Source organism: uncultured Clostridium sp. (genome assembly GCF_900547735.1).
Classification (GTDB): domain Bacteria; phylum Bacillota; class Clostridia; order Lachnospirales; family Lachnospiraceae; genus Otoolea.
Window position 1 is genome coordinate 1 of the sequence record NZ_URHZ01000093.1, and the last position, 18,533, is coordinate 18,533.

At 49.4% G+C, this 18,533-nt stretch carries 17 protein-coding genes; 12 read left to right on the top strand and 5 right to left on the bottom strand.

All coding sequences use genetic code 11. From position 1 onward, the window contains the following. Positions 1–502: 502 nt before the first annotated feature. The 6 genes from mutY to QZT18_RS20870 all read left to right on the top strand — a co-directional run bounded on the left by mutY (position 503) and on the right by QZT18_RS20870 (position 7,894). The gene (gene mutY, locus QZT18_RS20845) at positions 503–1,615 is read left to right on the top strand and encodes an A/G-specific adenine glycosylase (protein ID WP_294151096.1); all 1,113 of its coding nucleotides are present in this window, start codon (positions 503–505) and stop codon (positions 1,613–1,615) included. 20 nt (positions 1,616–1,635) lie between these two features. Beyond that, on the top strand, positions 1,636–2,553 hold the full coding sequence (locus tag QZT18_RS20850) for a diacylglycerol kinase family protein (protein WP_294151097.1): 918 nt from the start codon (positions 1,636–1,638) through the stop codon (positions 2,551–2,553). 109 nt (positions 2,554–2,662) lie between these two features. Further along, positions 2,663–3,790, top strand: a complete 1,128-nt coding sequence (rpoD, locus tag QZT18_RS20855; protein ID WP_227031183.1) for an RNA polymerase sigma factor RpoD — start codon at positions 2,663–2,665, stop codon at positions 3,788–3,790. A 258-nt stretch (positions 3,791–4,048) separates the two neighbouring features. Next, complete coding sequence (locus tag QZT18_RS20860; RefSeq protein WP_294151098.1) at positions 4,049–4,696, top strand: epoxyqueuosine reductase QueH; 648 nt, start codon at positions 4,049–4,051, stop codon at positions 4,694–4,696. A gap of 211 nt (positions 4,697–4,907) precedes the next feature. Further along, positions 4,908–5,810: a 1-phosphofructokinase gene (gene pfkB / locus QZT18_RS20865; RefSeq protein ID WP_294151099.1), complete on the top strand. Its 903-nt coding sequence runs from the start codon at positions 4,908–4,910 to the stop codon at positions 5,808–5,810. Positions 5,811–5,941: 131 nt separating this feature from the next. Next, on the top strand, positions 5,942–7,894 hold the full coding sequence (locus tag QZT18_RS20870) for a fructose-specific PTS transporter subunit EIIC (RefSeq protein WP_294151100.1): 1,953 nt from the start codon (positions 5,942–5,944) through the stop codon (positions 7,892–7,894). A 161-nt stretch (positions 7,895–8,055) separates the two neighbouring features. Here QZT18_RS20870 and QZT18_RS20875 read toward each other — a convergent pair whose 3' ends face one another. From QZT18_RS20875 to QZT18_RS20890, 4 genes are all read right to left on the bottom strand, one after another. Beyond that, positions 8,056–8,325, bottom strand: coding sequence for a TfoX/Sxy family protein (locus QZT18_RS20875; protein WP_294151101.1), 270 nt, complete (start codon positions 8,323–8,325; stop codon positions 8,056–8,058). Positions 8,326–8,376: 51 nt separating this feature from the next. Next, positions 8,377–8,874 carry a hypothetical protein gene (locus tag QZT18_RS20880; protein ID WP_294151103.1) on the bottom strand — a complete coding sequence of 166 codons (498 nt, stop codon included), beginning with the start codon at positions 8,872–8,874 and terminating at the stop codon, positions 8,377–8,379. A gap of 48 nt (positions 8,875–8,922) precedes the next feature. After that, the gene (locus QZT18_RS20885; protein WP_294151104.1) at positions 8,923–9,657 is read right to left on the bottom strand and encodes a hypothetical protein; all 735 of its coding nucleotides are present in this window, start codon (positions 9,655–9,657) and stop codon (positions 8,923–8,925) included. Between the two features lie 255 nt (positions 9,658–9,912). Then, complete coding sequence (locus QZT18_RS20890) at positions 9,913–10,104, bottom strand: hypothetical protein (RefSeq protein WP_294151106.1); 192 nt, start codon at positions 10,102–10,104, stop codon at positions 9,913–9,915. Between the two features lie 525 nt (positions 10,105–10,629). On the opposite strand from QZT18_RS20890, the gene QZT18_RS20895 reads away from it, so the two are divergent. The 6 genes from QZT18_RS20895 (at position 10,630) to QZT18_RS20920 (ending at position 16,521) form a co-directional block, all read left to right on the top strand. Next, positions 10,630–11,322, top strand: a complete 693-nt coding sequence (locus QZT18_RS20895; RefSeq protein ID WP_294151108.1) for an HAD family hydrolase — start codon at positions 10,630–10,632, stop codon at positions 11,320–11,322. Further along, on the top strand, positions 11,309–12,541 hold the full coding sequence (locus QZT18_RS20900) for a metal ABC transporter substrate-binding protein (protein ID WP_366925943.1): 1,233 nt from the start codon (positions 11,309–11,311) through the stop codon (positions 12,539–12,541). The genes QZT18_RS20895 and QZT18_RS20900 overlap by 14 nt, the downstream gene beginning before the upstream one ends. Continuing rightward, on the top strand, positions 12,542–13,252 hold the full coding sequence (locus tag QZT18_RS20905; RefSeq protein WP_294151110.1) for a metal ABC transporter ATP-binding protein: 711 nt from the start codon (positions 12,542–12,544) through the stop codon (positions 13,250–13,252). Next, positions 13,249–14,073 (top strand): metal ABC transporter permease, encoded by an 825-nt coding sequence (locus QZT18_RS20910; RefSeq protein ID WP_294151112.1) that lies wholly within the window; start codon positions 13,249–13,251, stop codon positions 14,071–14,073. Before QZT18_RS20905 ends, QZT18_RS20910 begins: the two co-directional genes overlap by 4 nt. Before the next feature lie 140 nt (positions 14,074–14,213). Further along, the gene (locus QZT18_RS20915) at positions 14,214–15,560 is read left to right on the top strand and encodes a CobW family GTP-binding protein (protein WP_294151115.1); all 1,347 of its coding nucleotides are present in this window, start codon (positions 14,214–14,216) and stop codon (positions 15,558–15,560) included. Positions 15,561–15,585: 25 nt separating this feature from the next. After that, positions 15,586–16,521, top strand: a complete 936-nt coding sequence (locus QZT18_RS20920) for a GTP-binding protein (protein WP_294151117.1) — start codon at positions 15,586–15,588, stop codon at positions 16,519–16,521. 207 nt (positions 16,522–16,728) lie between these two features. Here the strand turns inward: QZT18_RS20920 and QZT18_RS20925 are convergent, their stop codons facing one another. Next, on the bottom strand, positions 16,729–18,237 hold the full coding sequence (locus tag QZT18_RS20925) for a polysaccharide deacetylase family protein (protein ID WP_294151119.1): 1,509 nt from the start codon (positions 18,235–18,237) through the stop codon (positions 16,729–16,731). Between the last annotated feature and the right edge of the window lie 296 nt (positions 18,238–18,533).

The following is an 18,533-nucleotide window of genomic DNA, read 5'->3' on the forward strand; positions in this document are numbered from 1 at the left end:
GCACGTCCGGATTTCTGTGAGGGGTGTGCCCTGTAAGGGGCACATCTACTCGACACCTCGAAAAAACCTCGGTAAGTGCCGATGAACTCCCAGGTTCCCTCCGGAATCTTTTTCTCCCTCCTTCCCCACGGGCAGGTTATTGGCCGGGACTGAAGACGCGAAGGTTTTCTCCATTCCGGCACGGACTGCGGAGGCTGATCTGTTATGATTCTTCAAGGGGAGGGTATTGTCGCTGCCACTACGCTTTTTTGGATGCCTGAAGGAGAGCTTTTGTTGAGACTTTGAGGGGGCGTCTGAGAGGATAGGAGGCATTGGGTTTTGGGTTTGGTTCAGTTTTAGATTCAGTTGGAGATAATGTTATCTGAAGGTAAAGGTATTATAACTGAGCAGTTGATGCGGCAATGACTTCTCCTTTTACGGCAGCCATTGAACCGGGACTGAAGAAATAGCTACCTGTTAGACTACTCCGTCCGCTGTTTTGGGCGGCGGTTATGAGGAACTTATGGAATATTTATATGGTAAATTAAAAACGCTGGAGCGGGAAGAGAGTCCGCTTGAGGAAGCGGAGAGGCTCAGGGCCGCATCGGGGCCGTTGCTTTACTGGTATGATCGTAACAGACGGATTCTGCCCTGGAGGGAGGAACCGGAAGCGTACCGGGTGTGGATTTCTGAGATTATGCTGCAGCAGACCAGGGTAGAGGCGGTTAAACCGTATTTTGCCCGTTTTATGGAGGCGCTGCCCGATATAAAGAGCCTGGCCCAGGTGGAGGAGCAGACGCTTCTGAAGCTGTGGGAAGGGCTTGGATATTATAACAGGGCCAGGAATCTGAAAAAGGCGGCCCAGGTTATTGTGGAAGAATATGGAGCGGTAATGCCGGACTCCTATGAAAAACTGATAAAGCTTCCGGGAATAGGAAGCTATACGGCCGGAGCGGTTGCTTCTATTGCTTTTGGCATTCCGGAACCGGCTGTGGACGGGAATGTCCTGCGGGTGCTGTCAAGACTTCTGGCCGACAGGGAAGATATTGGAAAAGCCGGCACGAAAAAGCGGTTTGAAGATTTAATCAGGGACAACATGGACAGAGAGAGAGCCGGGGATTATAACCAGGCGCTGATCGAACTGGGAGCTATAGTCTGTATCCCGGCCGGAAAGCCGCTTTGCGCGGAGTGTCCGCTTCATTCAATCTGCCTGGCGCGGAGAGAGGAGCTGACGGAGATAATTCCCGTTAAGGCGCCCAAGAAACCGAGAAGAATTGAAGATAAGACGGTATTTCTTCTGGAATGGGAGGACCGGGCGGCTATCCGTAAAAGGAGCAGCAAGGGACTTCTGGCGTCACTCTATGAATTTCCCAACATCCCGGGACATGCAGAGGCGGGAGAGCTTAAGGAGCAGCTGAAAGACGGGCTGGGACTTCCGGCGGAGGAGATTCTGTCCGTTGAAAAGCTTGCCGATTCGGTCCATATTTTCTCCCATGTGGAGTGGCACATGACGGGATATCGTGTAAAAATTGCAAATGAACATCCAGAATTGTTTAAAATGGTGAAAAAAGAGGAAATATTTTCAAAATATCCCCTTCCAAATGCATTCGGAGTGTATACAAAAGCTTTAATGTGAAATAATGAGAGGGAAGACCTATGAAAAAAATGATTTTCGTGTTCAATCCCAGATCGGGTAAAGAGCAGATACGAAACAAACTGCTCGATATATTGGATATATTTACAAAGTGCGGATATGATGTGACGGTCCACGTCACCCAGGAGCCGCTCGATGCAATGCGTGTTGTGAAGCGCTGCGCCAGGGGGAAGAACCTTGTGGTATGCAGCGGCGGTGACGGCACGCTCAATGAGGTCGTATCGGGACTTATGACGTTTCCGCCGGGAAAGAGGCCGGTGATTGGTTATATTCCGTCGGGTTCCACCAACGATTACGCCTCCAGCATTGGAATTTCCAAAAACATGAAGAAGGCGGCCTTAGATGCCGTCAGCGGAAGTACGATCGCCGTGGATATAGGTAAATTCGGGGAAGAGAAGTATTTCGTTTATGTCGCGGCGTTCGGAGCGTTTACCGAGGTTTCTTACAGAACTCCGCAGGAGACAAAGAATCTGCTGGGGCATCAGGCCTACATGCTGGAAGCGGTAAAGAGGGTCACAAACCTGAAAGCCTACAGGATGAAGTTTGAGTGGGACGCCGGAACGCTGGATGACGAATTCATAATCGGAATGATTACGAATACAATCAGTATCGGCGGATTTAAAGGACTGGTAGGGCTGAATGTGGCATTGGACGACGGAGAATTTGAAGTTCTTCTGGTCAGAAAACCCAGAACGCCGAAGGATATTGCCAGCATTGCTTCCTATCTGATACTGCGCGAGGGAGAAAATGACTGCGTATACCAGTTTCGCGCGAAACGCCTGAAAGTGACATCACCGGAACCGGTGGACTGGTCGCTGGACGGGGAATATGGCGGCAGCAGGACGGAAACACTAATAGAAAACATGAACCGCGCGGTAGCAATCAGACGCAAAGCGTCGTCTGTTGTCGAAGCTTTGTGAAAAACTAATAGAAAAGCTCAGAAATATGTTGAAAAAAAATTTTGGTTAGTATATAATAAAAGGCCAAGCACTATTTTACAAAACTTCTTAGGCGAAAGGACGTTAATTCGTGGAGAAAGAAAATTTTTTAGAGAAGTTAAAACGACTTGTCGACCTGGCGAAAACAAAGCAGAATGCACTTGACATCACAGAGATTAACAATTTTTTTGCCGGGGATAATCTGTCAACAGAACAGATGGAACAGATTTATAATTATCTGGAGAACAATAATATTGACATTATCCCTGAAGTGATCGATGAAACGATACTGGCGGAAGATGACGCTCTGCTTCTGGACGATGCAGATGATGATTTTCTGAAGAGCGAAGAGGAAGAGATTGATCTCGATGCCATTGATCTTCTGGAAGGGATTGGTACCGAGGATCCGGTGCGTATGTACCTGAAAGAGATAGGTACGGTTCCGCTTTTAAGCGCTGATGAGGAACTGCGTCTTGCCAAGAGGAAGGCAGAGGGCGATGACAATGCAAAGGAACGTTTAATTGAGGCCAATTTAAGGCTTGTGGTAAGTATCGCGAAACGTTATACCGGCAGAGGCATGAGCTTTCTGGATCTTGTTCAGGAAGGAAATCTGGGCCTGATCAAGGGTGTTGAAAAATTTGATTACACAAAAGGATATAAGCTGAGTACATATGCTACCTGGTGGATTCGGCAGTCTGTCACAAGAGCGCTGGCAGATCAGGCGAGAACGATCCGTGTTCCCGTGCATATGGTTGAGACGATTAATAAGATGTCGAAGATGCAGAGAAAACTGACACTGGAGCTGGGCTATGAACCATCCGTGGCAGAGCTTTCCGAAGCACTTGAGATGACGGAAGACAAGGTCATGGAGATCATGCAGATAGCCAGGGAACCGGCTTCTCTGGAGACCCCGATTGGAGAGGAAGACGATTCCAACCTGGGAGATTTCGTGGCTGACGGCAATGTGGTAACTCCGGAGGGCAACGTGGAGTCTGTTATGCTGAGAGAGCATATCGACGCACTGCTCGGCGATCTGAAAGAGAGGGAGCGTCAGGTAATCGTTCTGCGCTTCGGTCTGGAGGACGGCCACCCGAGAACACTGGAGGAAGTGGGTAAAGAATTTAACGTTACCCGTGAGCGTATCAGGCAGATAGAGGCCAAGGCTCTCAGAAAACTGAGAAACCCGGTCAGAAGTAAACGGATCCGTGATTTCCTGTAAATCGTAAAATAAATTAAGCAGCCTGTGTGCTGAAAGCAGATTGTGTGATATCGCTTAGGATATATGCGCAAAGGAGCTTTTAGCGGGGTTGCTTTTTTTATATCATAGGAAAGTCTTCCTATGATATAAAAAAACCTCCGGGCAGGATGCGCACTCGCACAAAGATGTAATATGCCGCCATGCGGCCGCGCTCGGCGCGAGAGCCCGGCGGACCGGACTCGTTCGCGCTGGGAAATGGAAGACGGAAAAGGTGATTGTATGGAGAATAAGAGAAATTATCAGATAGAAATGGAAAAGATTATTAAACAGGCGGAGAGGGACAAGGAGGTGCCTTCTTTGTTCCTGCATAGCTGCTGTGCGCCGTGCAGCAGCTATGTGCTGGAGTATTTGTCGAAGTTTTTCAGGATTACTGTTTTTTATTATAACCCGAATATTTTTCCGCCGGAGGAGTACGAGGAGAGACTGGGGGAGATTGAGCGGCTGGTTCGGGAGATGCCGGCGGAGCATCCGGTGGAATTTATGGCCGGGGATTACCGGCCGGAGAAGTTTTTCCAGGCCGTCAAGGGACATGAGGAGGATAAGGAGGGCGGCGAACGCTGCGGACTCTGTTTCAGGATGCGGCTTTTTGAGGCGGCAAGGCTGGCAAAAGAGGGCGGATACGACTGGTTTACCACCTCACTCACAATCAGCCCGCTGAAAAATGCGGAGAGGCTGAACCGGATAGGCGAGGAGGCGGCAAAGGAATATGGAGTGAAGTTTCTCAACTCCGATTTTAAGAAAAAGAACGGTTACAGGCGTTCCGTTGAATTGTCACAGGAGTATCATCTTTACAGACAGAATTACTGCGGCTGCGTGTATTCACAGCGTGAGGCGGCTATGCGTGAGAAACAGGACGGTTTAAAGTAAATTTGACATTACGGCGCAATGCCGCGGGCGGGGCAGAATGACTAAAAAATCCATGTTTAAAAAATTGTTTTTCAGGGTAAATTATGCATAATGATGAAATTGGTAAAGAAATGAAATTTCACGATGAAACGTATTGACGAAACGAAAATTCCGTATTATTATGAGATTAAGTGATGAAAATATATTTCATATAAAGAAGGAGGAGTGACGTATGATTTACACGGTTACATTTAATCCGGCGTTGGACTACGTGATTAAGGTGGATCATTTTAAGACGGGAACGGTGAACAGGACCGTATCGGAAGAGATTTTCTACGGCGGCAAGGGGATCAATGTATCGGCGGTTTTAAAGGAATTGGGGTATGCCAGCACGGCGCTCGGGTTTGTAGCGGGATTTACGGGTGACGAGATAGAACGCGGCGTCAAGACACTTGGGTTTGCCAGTGACTTTATCCGCGTAAAAGAGGGAATGTCACGAATTAATGTAAAGATGAAATCCGATGATGAGACGGAGCTCAATGGAATCGGCCCGAAAATCACGGAAGAAGACGTGGAAAAGATGTTTGAGAAGCTGGATAAGCTGGGGAGCGGGGATATTCTCGTGCTGTCGGGCAGCATTCCGAAATCCATCGATGATGAAATCTATGAAATTATCATGTCACGGTTGGAGGGAAAAGGGGTCAGAATCGTTGTCGATGCAACGAAGGACTTACTTCTCAACGTTCTCAAATATCATCCGTTCCTGATTAAACCGAACAATCACGAGCTCGGCGAGATGTTTAATGTGGAACTCAAATCGGATGAGGACATCATTCATTATGCCGGGAAGCTTCAGGAGATGGGAGCGGTCAATGTCCTGATTTCCATGGCGGGAGACGGGGCTATACTGATTACCGAAGACGGAACCGTCCATAAGATGGGCGTGGCAAAGGGAACGGTAAAGAATTCCGTAGGAGCCGGAGATTCCATGGTGGCCGGTTTTATCGCGGGCTATCTGGATAAAAGAGATTACGGATATGCGCTGAAACTGGGGACCGCATCGGGAAGTGCGACGGCATTTTCCGAGGGTATTGCAACCAGGAAGGATATTATAGAAATACTGGAAAAACTTTAATACAAATGTGATAAAGGGTAACGAAAGACCATAGGGGAGAGCAGTAAATCAGAGAGAAAACCGGCAGAGGATAAGATGCCGGCGGGACTTAAAAGTAATCAGGAGACAGAACGACAAATCAGGAGGACAACATGAGGATTACGGATTTATTGAAGAAAGAGAGTATTGCTCTCGGGGTCAGGGTGGATTCGAAAGAGGCCGCGATTGATTATCTTGTGGATTTGATGGATAAAAGCGGCAGACTGAGTGACAGGGAAGGTTACAGGAAGGGCATTCTTGCAAGGGAGGCCCTGGGAAGTACGGCGGTCGGCGACGGGATTGCAATTCCCCATGCAAAGGTGGCGGCGGTCGATGAACCGGGACTGGCGGCAATGGTAGTGCCGGACGGCGTGGACTATGATTCATTTGACGGCAGTCCGGTCAACCTTCTTTTCATGATAGCGGCCCCGGATGGAGAAGCGGATGCCCACCTGGAGGCTCTTTCAAAACTCTCTATGGTTTTGATGGACCCGGATTTTAAGAACTCGCTTGTCAAGGCAAAGACGGCGGCTGAATTTCTCAAGCTGATTAATGACAAGGAAGAAGACCGTTTTGCCCCGGCAAAGGAGGAGACGCCGCAGGAGGCGGAGCCTGCGCCGGAACGCGGGACGGGCGGGAAAACTCCGGCTGATACAGGGTACAGGATTCTCGCCGTGACGGCCTGCCCGACCGGTATCGCCCATACGTTTATGGCAGCGGAAAACCTTCAGAGAACCGGTGAAAAACTGGGATATCCGGTCAAGGTGGAGACAAATGGAGCGGACGGCATTCAAAACCATCTCACAAAGGAAGAGATTGAGTCCGCGGACGGAATTATCATTGCGGCCGATAAGAATGTGGAAATGGCGCGTTTCAACGGAAAACCGGTTATCATTGCGCCCGTTTCCGACGGTATCCACAAAGCGGAAGAACTGATTAAGAGAATCGAAGCGGGTGAGGTGCCCGTTTACCACCATACGGGAGACGGAGGAAACGGGGCCGAAGAAACATCCGATAAGGAGAATCTGGGCAGAAGCATCTATAAACATCTGATGAACGGCGTCTCCCACATGCTGCCGTTTGTCATCGGCGGAGGTATTCTGATTGCCCTCGCGTTTCTTTTTGACGACTATTCCATTGATCCGGCGAACTTTGGTAAAAACACGCCGCTTGCCGCCTACTTAAAGACGGTGGGCGAGCAGGCGTTTGGAATGATGCTGCCCGTACTGTCGGGATTTATCGCGATGAGCATTGCAGACCGCCCGGGTCTGGCCGTTGGTTTTGTAGGCGGTCTCGTTGCCAAGATGGGCATGACATTTGCAAACCCGGCGGGCGGAGATGTAAACGCCGGTTTCCTGGGAGCGCTGCTGGCCGGTTTTATCGGCGGTTATCTCATCCTGTTATTGAAAAAAGTATTCAGCCGGCTGCCTAAATCACTGGATGGAATCAAGCCGATCCTGCTTTACCCGGTGCTCGGCATTCTCCTCGTAGCCGTGATTACAACCATTATCAATCCCTTTGTCGGCGCAATCAACGACGGCCTTTCCCACCTGTTAAACGGGATGGGCGGAACCAGCAAAGTGATTCTCGGAATGGTGGTCGGCGGAATGATGTCGGTAGATATGGGCGGCCCGGTAAACAAAGCGGCCTACGTGTTCGGAACGGCCCAGTTGGCGGAGGGCAATTTCGATGTGATGGCCGCCGTTATGGCGGGAGGTATGGTTCCTCCGCTGGCAATCGCCCTTGCAACCACTTTTTTCAAAAGGAAGTTTACGGATAAAGAGCGTCAGTCCGGACTTGTAAACTATATTATGGGTCTGTCCTTTATTTCGGAAGGCGCCATCCCCTTTGCCGCACAGGATCCCCTGCGTGTAATTCCTTCCTGTATCGCCGGTTCTGCGGTGGCCGGAGGTCTGTCCATGCTCCTAGGATGCACGTTGAGAGCTCCCCACGGCGGTATTTTCGTGCTTCCCACCATAGGAAATCCTCTGGGATACCTGGCGGCGGTTGCGGCAGGCTCCGCAGTCGGATGTGTGATTCTTGCGGCTCTTAAAAAGAACGTTTAGATTATATGTATATCATGACGGTTTATTGAGATAATAGAAAAAGATGAAATGTTTGCCGTCTGCCTCCGGGCAGATCTGTTCCTCCCCCACGTTTTATTACAGTCGGCGGAGTCAGGCGGCTAAACAGTTTCATCTTTTTTTGTTGGTTGTCAGGAAAAGGTTCACGGAGTGTGCTTTATCTTATTCTGGGTATAAAATTCCTTCAGATCTGCTTTTATTTCCGGCGGAAGCAGAGTTTTTTTCACTCCCTGCAGAGCGCCTTCAATCGCAAGCAGCCTGTGTATACAGGCCGAAGAGTCATTTTCCTGTATTTTCAGCCATGCATTTCTGGAACCGTATCGGTCCAAATCCTCCCGCGTGAAGATTCCCGCTTCGTTCAACTGGCGTTCCAGTTCTTTTCCGATGTTCGGAAGTTTTTCAAGTTCTCCCATAATTCAGCCTTTCCAAGGTAACTTATTATTTGCGTTACATCGTTTCTATGATTAAAAATCAGTATGGCCGGCAGCCGGTGCGGCGCCGTCTGAACCGTCCGTGCTGAAGAACAGAAACAGGTAAGGCGCGAACAGGGATGGAACGGCGCAGAGCCAGCCAGGAACTGATTTTCCGAAGAGCATCAGCGTCACGGAGGTAATGGGATTGAAAATTTCCACAGGGAGATAAAGTAAATCGTTTATCTGGCCGTAATTTCCGGTGCGCAGCATAAGCTGTTCCAAAACCAGAGTGATGACGGAGTAAACAAAGAGATAGGACGCCGCCCTGAAACACGTCTGCCGCGTGTATGTCCTGCAAAGATGCCGTCCAATGAAAATAAAAAGAACGGCGGAGGCGGCCAGACGGGCTGTAAGGAGGCTGTTGCTCATCCAAACGGACCATTCTGTGGTCAGACTGACAGCAGTCAGTACTACAAAATAGAAGATAATTCTGATGATAAGTCCTGAGGCAAGCGTGTAGAGCGGCAATTTGTATATCTGTTTATCCATTAGGAATCCTCCTTTGCATGACAGTTATTTACAGAATGCAGCAGGGGGCTATCGGAATGCCATCCTGTTCCATAAACCTGGCTGTACGCCGGAATAGAGGCTGCTGTCCATCTGCTGCATCATTTCCCGCTCCCCGTCCGTATAAAATTCGATGGCCGTGTCTGTGGGACCGCAGGATACATAATATTTGCCGTTGTTACTGCCAAGATACTTCCAGCCGTCGTGCATGCCAAGAGCCCTTGTCTCATCCATCTCTTCGCGGCTGTCGAACTGCAGGAGCCAGAACATGGTCTGAGTGACGGAACTGCGGACTTTTCCGTCCATGATCAGAGGTTTGACCGGATAAAAATCAACATAAAGATTTCCTCCGTTTGTGGAATAACAGAAATGATTCTTCCAGTTATCCGGGAGGGTGAGGGTATAATCCCGTGTGGTTATTACGCTGCTGTCCCTGGGAGCGGTGAGAAGGGATATGGTCCCGTCACCCAGAAGAGCTGCTCCGTCCGCCCCTATTTTCTGACCGTACTCCGTCTCGGTATCGGCAAGCATCCAGCCGTCGGAATTAAAATAATAGTTTTCATAAATGCCGTCCTGGTTTCCATCCAACCAGAGATCACAACTGCCGACGTAGGAACCGTTATCCTCCTGCCAGCGCCAGTTTGAGACGCCGTCTTTTACGGAAGGCCTGTTTTGGTCCTGTATCCACTGACCGGCAAAGGAAGTGGAGAAACAGGACATTGAAATAATCAGTGCGGATGACAGGATTCTGATACTTTTTTTCATTATGTGCCTCCTTATTATAGAAATATCTGTGTCTGATGGTTTTTAGTTTGTATTTTAAAACTGTGCATCGGGGGCGTCGCCGTCTGTCGTCTTCAGGGGTTGATTATCTCTTTCGTCGAGTGCGGGGGAGATATTGCCGCGGCCACTACGAAGCGCTGGTATTTAATCGGTTCGCTATCTTATTAATCACTGCTTCGCAGTGCATGTAAAACAGGATAAAACACTGTTTTGAGTGGCTAAGACCCGGGATTTCTACTATCTCATCCTGAGTGAAAGCCGGCTTTCTGATAACACAATTCTCAGGTTTGTAAAGAGACGGTTCCCGGGCATCTGAAGGCCCGTGATGGCAGCGACAATACCCTTCCACCTTGAAGGAATAGAACAAATCAGCGGCCGCAGGCCGGTTTCCGGAACGTCGATCACCTTCGCGTCTTCAGTCCCGGCCATAACCTTCCCGTGGAGAATCCGGGAGAAAAAGATTCCGCAGGGAACCTGGAAGTCCATCAGTACTTAGGTGGCGTATTTTGGCACCTTAGTACTGTTATGCACTTCAAAGAGCGCAAGCGTTTCCCGGAGGAACTTTTTCTGCCCGGATTCCCCACCCGCGATCAAACTCAAGCCGGGACTGAAGACTCACACCCTCCCCCTCACCATTCCGAACTCCGACCGTAACCGGCGGTGTTCTCCTTCCTCAATTATAAGGACATTATAACATGTGCCCGGAACGCAGGCCAGAGCCTGGGGGCGAATTAATATAATAGAAAGAGAAAAGAAAGACAAATTCAAGAATCGTCCCTTTTTACCCCCCGGCCGGGGGACGGGAAAAAATAAGTGGCCGTTGCATCTTTCTTTTTTTTAGTATATTATTACATGTGGGAATTTCTGTTACTGTTCAAACCGGATAGGTTACGTGAGGTTTATTCACGTACTGTTTGTGAATAATCTGAATTTTACGTCGAAAGGATGAGAGAGATGTACCGCTTATGTATTTTTGATCTTGATGGGACATTGCTTAACACGGTCAATGCCCTGACTTATACAACAAATGTAACGCTGGCTGCTTTTGGCCTCGGACCGATTGTACCGGAGCAGACGAAGCGGATGGTGGGGGACGGTTACAGGACACAGATGGAACGTGCCCTGAAGGCCTGTGGTGATGAGAACCTGGCACATTATGAGGCGGCTCTCCCGCTGTATATGGAGAATTTTGCGAAATACTGCATGAAGGATGTAAGGCCCTATGAGGGAATCCGGCATCTTCTTGAATATCTGAGGAAGAAACAGGTAAAGATAGCAGTATTCTCCAACAAACCGCATAACCAGGCGGTGGAGAACATAGAAACCATTTTCGGGAAAGATTATTTTGACTGTGTCAGGGGAGAACAGGCGGGCACGCCTAAGAAACCGGCACCGGACGGAGCGCTGATTGTCTGCCGTGAGATGGGAATGACGCCGGAAGAATGCCTCTATCTGGGTGATACCAATACGGATATGAAGACGGGAATCGCGGCCGGAATGGATACGGCAGGCGTTACCTGGGGATTCAGGGACAGGGCGGAGCTGGAGGCTCTGAGTCCGAAGTATATTGTGGATCACCCCTCGCAGGTGGAAATGATTGTAGACAAAGCTAATATGCCGAATGAGGATTTGAATGAAAGAAAATAAAAACAGAAAAACGGGAAAATGGATGATGCGTTTTGCCAAACGTTTCTCTGTCATGTTCCTGTTTCTTGCAGTCACCGGCCTGGCTTCAGGCTGCAGCCGTTACGGCGGGGACAGTGCAGCGAAAGGCGGCGGTGAGACGGGAAATCATGCGGCCGGCGAGCCGAAAAAGGAAGGTATGGACGGGAAACTGAATGTAGTCACAACCCTGTTTCCCTATTACGACTTTCTGCGTCAGATAGCCGGAGATGATATCGAGCTTACCCTTGTGGTTCCGGCCGGGATGGACAGCCATTCCTTCGAACCGACTCCGGCGGATATGATTACCATCCAGAATGCCGATCTTGTCGTGTGCAACGGCGGCGCCATGGAACAGTGGCTTGAGAAAGTCCTGGATTCCTTTGGGGACGGTGCAGCTCCCGGCCGTGTTGTCACAATGATGGATTATGTGGACACCGTGGAAGAGGAGATTGTGGAAGGGATGGAGGCGGAAGAGCATGATCATTCGTCGGACCGCCACATTCACGGAAATGACGGTCATCTGCATGAAGAGGATGAACACCTGCACGAAGAGGATGAGCACCTGCATGAAGGAGAGCAGTTTCACGCACACACCCATGAAGAGGAACACGGTTATGGGGAAGACCTTCTGCACAGCGGCCATGAACATGACGACGGCCACGAAATTGAAATAGAGTATGACGAACATATCTGGACCTCTCCGGTCAATGCAATGAAGCTGACGGGAGTCCTGGCTGATGTGCTGATGGAGGAAGATCCGGCCCATGCGGCGGGTTACCGCAGGCGGGCGGATGATTATATCGGCAAACTGAAAACTCTTGACCAGGAGTTCCGGGATGTTGTTGCGGCGGGCCGCAGGAGACTCCTTGTTTTCGGTGACAAGTTTCCGCTGCGCTATTTCTTTGATGAATACGGCCTTGAATACCGGGCGGCTTTTACCGGATGCAGCACAGATACGGAACCCAGCGCAAAGACGATTGCTTATCTGATAGATAAAGTGAAGGCGGAAAATATACCGGTAGTCTATTACCTGGAACTTTCCAGCCACCGTGTAGCCGAGATTATCGGGGAAGAGACGGGGGCTGAGCCTCTCCTGTTCCACTCCTGCCACAATGTGACGAGGAGGCAGTTTGATTCGGGGGTAACTTATCTGGAGCTGATGGAGCAAAACGTGGTGAACCTGAGAAAAGGACTTGAATAAATGGGATTGTTATTAAGATGTGAGCATGTCGATTTTGGATATGAGAACCAGGATGCGGTCATCGATGTGAGCCTGGAAGTCAATACGGGGGACTATATCTGTATTGTAGGTGAGAACGGCTCGGGTAAGAGCACCCTGATGAAGGGGATTCTGGGCCTGTTAAAGCCGACGGCGGGAAGAATTGAGGTGTCGGAGGAACTTAAAAAGGCCGGCATCGGTTACCTGCCCCAGCAGACAGCGGCTCAGAAAGATTTCCCGGCCACCGTTTTTGAGGTGGTGCTGTCCGGCTGCCTGGGGAAGAGGGGGAACCGGCCCTTCTATTCTTCGAAAGAAAAAGAGACGGCGCTTGCCAATTTGGAGCGCCTTGGAATTACAGATTTGAAAAAAAGCTGTTTCAGGGATTTGTCGGGAGGGCAGAAGCAGAGGGCTTTGATTGCCAGGGCGCTCTGTGCCACGGACAAGCTCCTGATTCTGGATGAGCCGATTACCGGGCTGGATCCCTCCGCAATTCAGGATTTTTATTATATTATCAGAAAGCTGAACCGGGAGGAAAAGGTGGCCATTTTGATGGTTTCCCATGATATGGCGAATATTGTAAAGCAGGCGGGAAAAATCCTGCATCTGCAGCAGAAGGCGATTTTCTGCGGAACAATGAGAGATTATCTGAAGAGCGGTATCGGCAGACAGTTTCTGGGAGGTGACGAAGGATGAGCATTGTAAGTGAAATGATGTCCTACCCCTTTATTGTAAGAGCGCTTGTGGGAGGCGTGCTGGTGTCCCTCTGCGCATCACTTTTGGGGGTCAGCCTTGTCCTGAAACGGTATTCCATGATAGGCGACGGACTTTCCCATGTGTCGTTCGGCGCTTTGTCGGTGGCTCTGGCGATTGGATGGTCACCCCTCAAAGTATCGATTCCAGTTGTGGTCCTGGCGGCATTTTTCCTGCTCAGGATTACGGAGAGGGGAAAGATTAAGAGTGACGCGGCGATCGCAATGATATCAGCCAGCGCACTTGCAATCGGTATTATCGTGACCTCCATGACGACGGGAATGACAACCGATGTGAGCAGCTATATGTTCGGCAGCATCCTTGCGATGAGCAGGGAAGACGTACGGTTTGCCGCTGTTCTCTCCGTAGTGGTATTAGGACTTTTCCTGTTCTGCTATAATAAGATTTTTGCAGTGACGTTTGATGAGAACTTCGCCAGGGCAACCGGCGTAAATGTTTCTATTTATAATGTCCTGATTGCGGTCCTGACCGCCGTGACCATCGTGCTCGGAATGAGAATGATGGGGGCAATGCTGATTTCCAGCCTGATTATATTCCCGTCCCTGACAGCGATGAGGATATTTAAAAGCTTCAGGGGAGTTATGATTGTCTCCGGAATTCTTTCCATTATCTGTTTCTGTATTGGAATGGTGATTTCCTATGTCTATTCCACTCCGGCAGGAGCCAGCGTGGTTGTAGTTGACCTGGCGGCTTTTATACTGTTCAGCCTGGTGCAGGCGGTGCGGCAGGGATTTAAGTGGTAAAACGGCCGTTTTGGCTGATGCGGAACATGGAATAAAAAGCTGACTGAAATTCTCACCTGCTTGACTTTATCCTGTGTTTGTGTAAAAATAATAAATTAGGTTTAAACTATTGTAAAAAGAAGAAAAGAAGGTTGATAATAATGACGAAGATTGATATCATTTCCGGTTTCCTTGGAGCAGGGAAGACTACATTTATTAAGCAGCTCCTCAGGGAAGCCATCGCAGGTGAGAAAGTCGTGCTGATTGAAAATGAATTTGGTGAGATCGGAATTGACGGAGGATTTTTAAAAGACGCCGGGATTGAGATCCGTGAGATGAATTCAGGCTGTATCTGCTGTTCCCTGGTTGGGGATTTCGGCAAATCACTTAAAGAAGTGCTCACAAAATACCAGCCGGACCGTGTCATTATCGAGCCGTCGGGCGTCGGAAAGCTTTCCGATGTCATGAAGGCAGTGAGAGATGTCGCTTCTGAAATAGAAGTAATGCTCAACAGCGCCGTTACCGTTGTAGACGTAAACAAGTGCCGTATGTATATGAAGAATTTCGGCGAATTTTTCAATAACCAGATCGACAATGCAGGTACCATTGTACTGAGCCGTACCGATATTGCGGCGGCCGAAAAGGTTCAGGCTGCTGTTGAGATGCTGAGGGAGCATAACGCAGCGGCAAATATTGTAACAACTCCATGCAGCCAGCTTACGGGTGCACAGCTTCTGGAAATTATCGAGAAAAAAGATGATATGGCGGAAGAACTGATGAAGGAGGCCAGGGAATACAAACAGCATGAGCACCACCATCATGACCACGGGGAAGAGGAGTGCGGCTGTCACGATCACGGGCATCACCATCATCATGACCACGATGAGGAAGAAGAGTGCGGCTGCCACGATCATGGGCATGAGCACCATCATCATGAGCATGAGGAAGAAGAGTGCGGCTGCCACGATCATGGGCATGAGCACCATCACCATGATCACGGTGAAGAAGAATGCGGCTGCCATGATCATGGGCATGAACACCATCACCATGATCACGGTGAAGAAGAGTGCGGCTGCCACGACCACGGACATGAGCATCATCATGACCACGATGAGGAAGAATGCGGCTGCCACGATCATGAGCATCATGACCACCATCACGACCATGATCACGGCGAAAACTGTACCTGTGGCTGTCATGATCACGATCACCATGACCATCATCATGCCGATGAAGTTTTCACAAGCTGGGGAAGAGAGAATGTGTCTGCCATCAGCCGCGAGAAACTGGAGGCAGTACTTCATGATCTTGCTTACAGCCAGAAATACGGCGAGGTACTCCGTGCAAAGGGCATGATTCCCGGCGAGAAAGAGGGAATCTGGCTTCATTTCGATTTGGTTCCGGAGCAGGTGGAAATCCGCGAAGGAATTCCGGACTATACCGGTAAACTCTGCGTAATAGGTGCAAATCTGGATGAGGAAGGCCTGGAAGCGGCGTTCAAAGCCTGATGAACCACGGAGGGAGATATAAGTAATGGATGACGAGAAGATGCCGTTATTTCTGATAAACGGTTTTTTGGAAGCCGGTAAAACGGCCTTTATAAAATTTACACTTCAGCAGGATTACTTCCAGTCTGAGGGAAAGACATTATTAATTGTCTGCGAGGAAGGCGAGGAAGAGTACGAGGCGGATTTGCTCAAAGAGACAAAGACGGCGGTAGTCTATGTGGAGGAACTCTCAAAGCTTACTCCGCAATACCTGGAAGAGCTGGAGCTTTTCTATAACCCGGAGCGTGTGCTGGTGGAGTGGAACGGCATGTGGAACCTTGATGAGCTGAAACTTCCGGCCGACTGGGAGCTTTACCAGCAGATCACGATTGTAGACGGTTCTACCTTCGATTTATATCTGAGCAACATGAAACCACTGGTGGGCGCCATGGTCAGAAACACGGAAATGCTTATTATGAACCGGTGTGACGAAATTGAAGACCTGGATACCTACCGCAGGACTTTAAAGGGAATGAATCCTCAGGTGCAGATTGTCTTTGAGGATGCCGAGGGCGAGATACAGGAAATTTCCGAAGCGGATCTGCCGTATGATGTAAATGCAGAAGTGATAGAGATTTCACCGGAAGCATACGGAATCTGGTACATCGACATGCTGGACAAGCCCGACCGCTACCGCGGTAAGACGGTGGAATTTACTGCGATGGTCCTTAAGACTCCTGATTTCCCGAAGAACTACTTCGTGCCGGGAAGAATGGCGATGACCTGCTGTGAAGCGGATATGACCTTCCTGGGCTTCATGTGCAAAGCCAAAAATGCCAGACTCCTGGAAACAAAAGAGTGGGTAAAAGTTACCGCGAGAGTGGAATACGAATTCAGCCCGGAATATGAAGGCGAAGGCCCGATGCTCTATGCGGATTATGTGGAGAAGGCAAACGAAATAAAAGAGATAGTACAGTTTTAGATGAGAACAAAGAATCCCGCTCGCGGGATGCATGCGTTGCCGCGCGGTTGCTTCAGCAACTATTTACTTCTGCGCGGCATGTGCATCCTCGCGGAGCGTTTTTTGTTTCATAGAGCGTATTTTTCTATGTATTAAAAAAGTGCCATACCCGGTACAGGAATACAGCATTCCTGGCGCCGGATATGGCACTTTTTTATCGTTTCCTCCCTATTCGCTCATCTTCGCGACTGGAGTAGGTCTTCTTCTGTCAAATACCTCGGTAACATCAAATAAATCGCTTAAATGATCCTTCGTCGGATTCGTCTCCGGAAGGTCGTAATACATTCGGAAACCATCCAGGTTTCTTCGTCCCTGTCTCATGTAATCGTCGCCAATCTGTACCCAGTACTGGCTGGAATCCACATTGCAGAAATACCGGAATCCCTTGGAATGGAGATACTGGTAACGCTCACCGCTGGTGTCGTAAGGCATCCAGCCGCCGATATCGCTGCCGAACGGGAACAGGATGATATCGCATGGGCCAATCAGTGTTTCCACCTCTGCCTCCCATTTATCCGTATCCGCGCGGAAGTTCTCCATCGAGATCGTTCCCATGTTTCTGTGGCCCCAGCTATGGGAAGCCAGCTCAAAACCGTTTTCTTTCAGGCACTCGGCTACCTTGGCGGCCTCTTCCCGCTCCTTTGCATAGTCAAAGCCCGGGTTCTTAGCCCTGTATTCGTCTGAATCGTAAGACGGGGCGGTACGGTAACCGAGGATACCGTTATATCCCGTAAGAGCAATAACTGCCTTTGCTCCCTTATAGGAGAAATCAGGATGCTCTTCGATAAAGTCGTCGAGCAGCGGAACCAGGTCGTAGGAACCTACGAGCACGGAACCGTCTTCCAGTTTCATCTCATTGGTAGGTTTTCCGTCTTCTCCAATAATCATCTTTGTAGCAAAACCGTCGTCCACCATATATTCATAATAACATACGTCATCCTGTGACATGACGAAAGGCTGTTTGCCCGGAGGCAGCATAATGTCGCCCTGGACAAAATGCGGATTGCCGTCCTCGCCGGTGGTCTCGTAAGCCACATCGTGGAGCTTTACAAGGACAAAACCGCGGTCATACATGGATTGAAGAATCTTCATAAATTCCTCTTTGGTGGTCATCATCTGATTATAGCCCTTTTCCCTGGAATCGCCGTCAAAGGCCTTGGAGGTATCCATAATCAGGGTGTGGAAAAATACATGTGTGACTTTCTTCGGATCGGCGCGCACGAGAGTGTTCTTTGTCTCTTCAAAGCCTGCGATTGCCGCAGTAACCTGTTCATCCGATGCATAAGGGCTTTCATTTAAAAGCGCGATGGCAGCGTCATAATCATAACCGGCGGCAATGAGATTGGCGCGGTTCAGATAGCTTTCCAGGCTGTTCGCATTGGCGGAAGCCTCCGCGGCATCCTGGGATTCGGAAGAATCTCCCGCCGTCCCCGCAGCTCCCTGATTACCGGGATCGGGCCCCTGCATGGACGGATCTGAGGCCGTATAGACTTCCCCGAGTACTCCCCGGGTCTCCAGGCTCTTATTTCTCATATAGAGATACGCCGCAATGCAGAGTAAAATAGCTAGAATCGACACCAGGACAATATAGGGCAGTACCCGCAGAAACTTCCTGCGCTGCCGCCTGGAATGACTGGAATATCCGCTGCTTTTCAGTAAAAAATCATCTTTTCCCATAATATTAAATCACCTTTATCTAAGAATATGTTTTGTTTGAGGTGCCTGTAAGGCATGAAATTAAAAACCAGGATGACAGACAGGCAAAAAAGTAGACCGGAAAAAATCCCGGCTTCCATTGTTGTCGAGGAAATAAAAAAGAAAATGCATTTCATCGTTTGGATATCATTATAGCATAGATTTCTGGGAATAACTATTACAGTTTACTTAAAATTTATCCCTTTATTTGGTTATAAGAGGGGATTTAGTTGAGATGCGAGGACGCCTCTGGAAGACGGCGGACGGGGGAGTGGGAG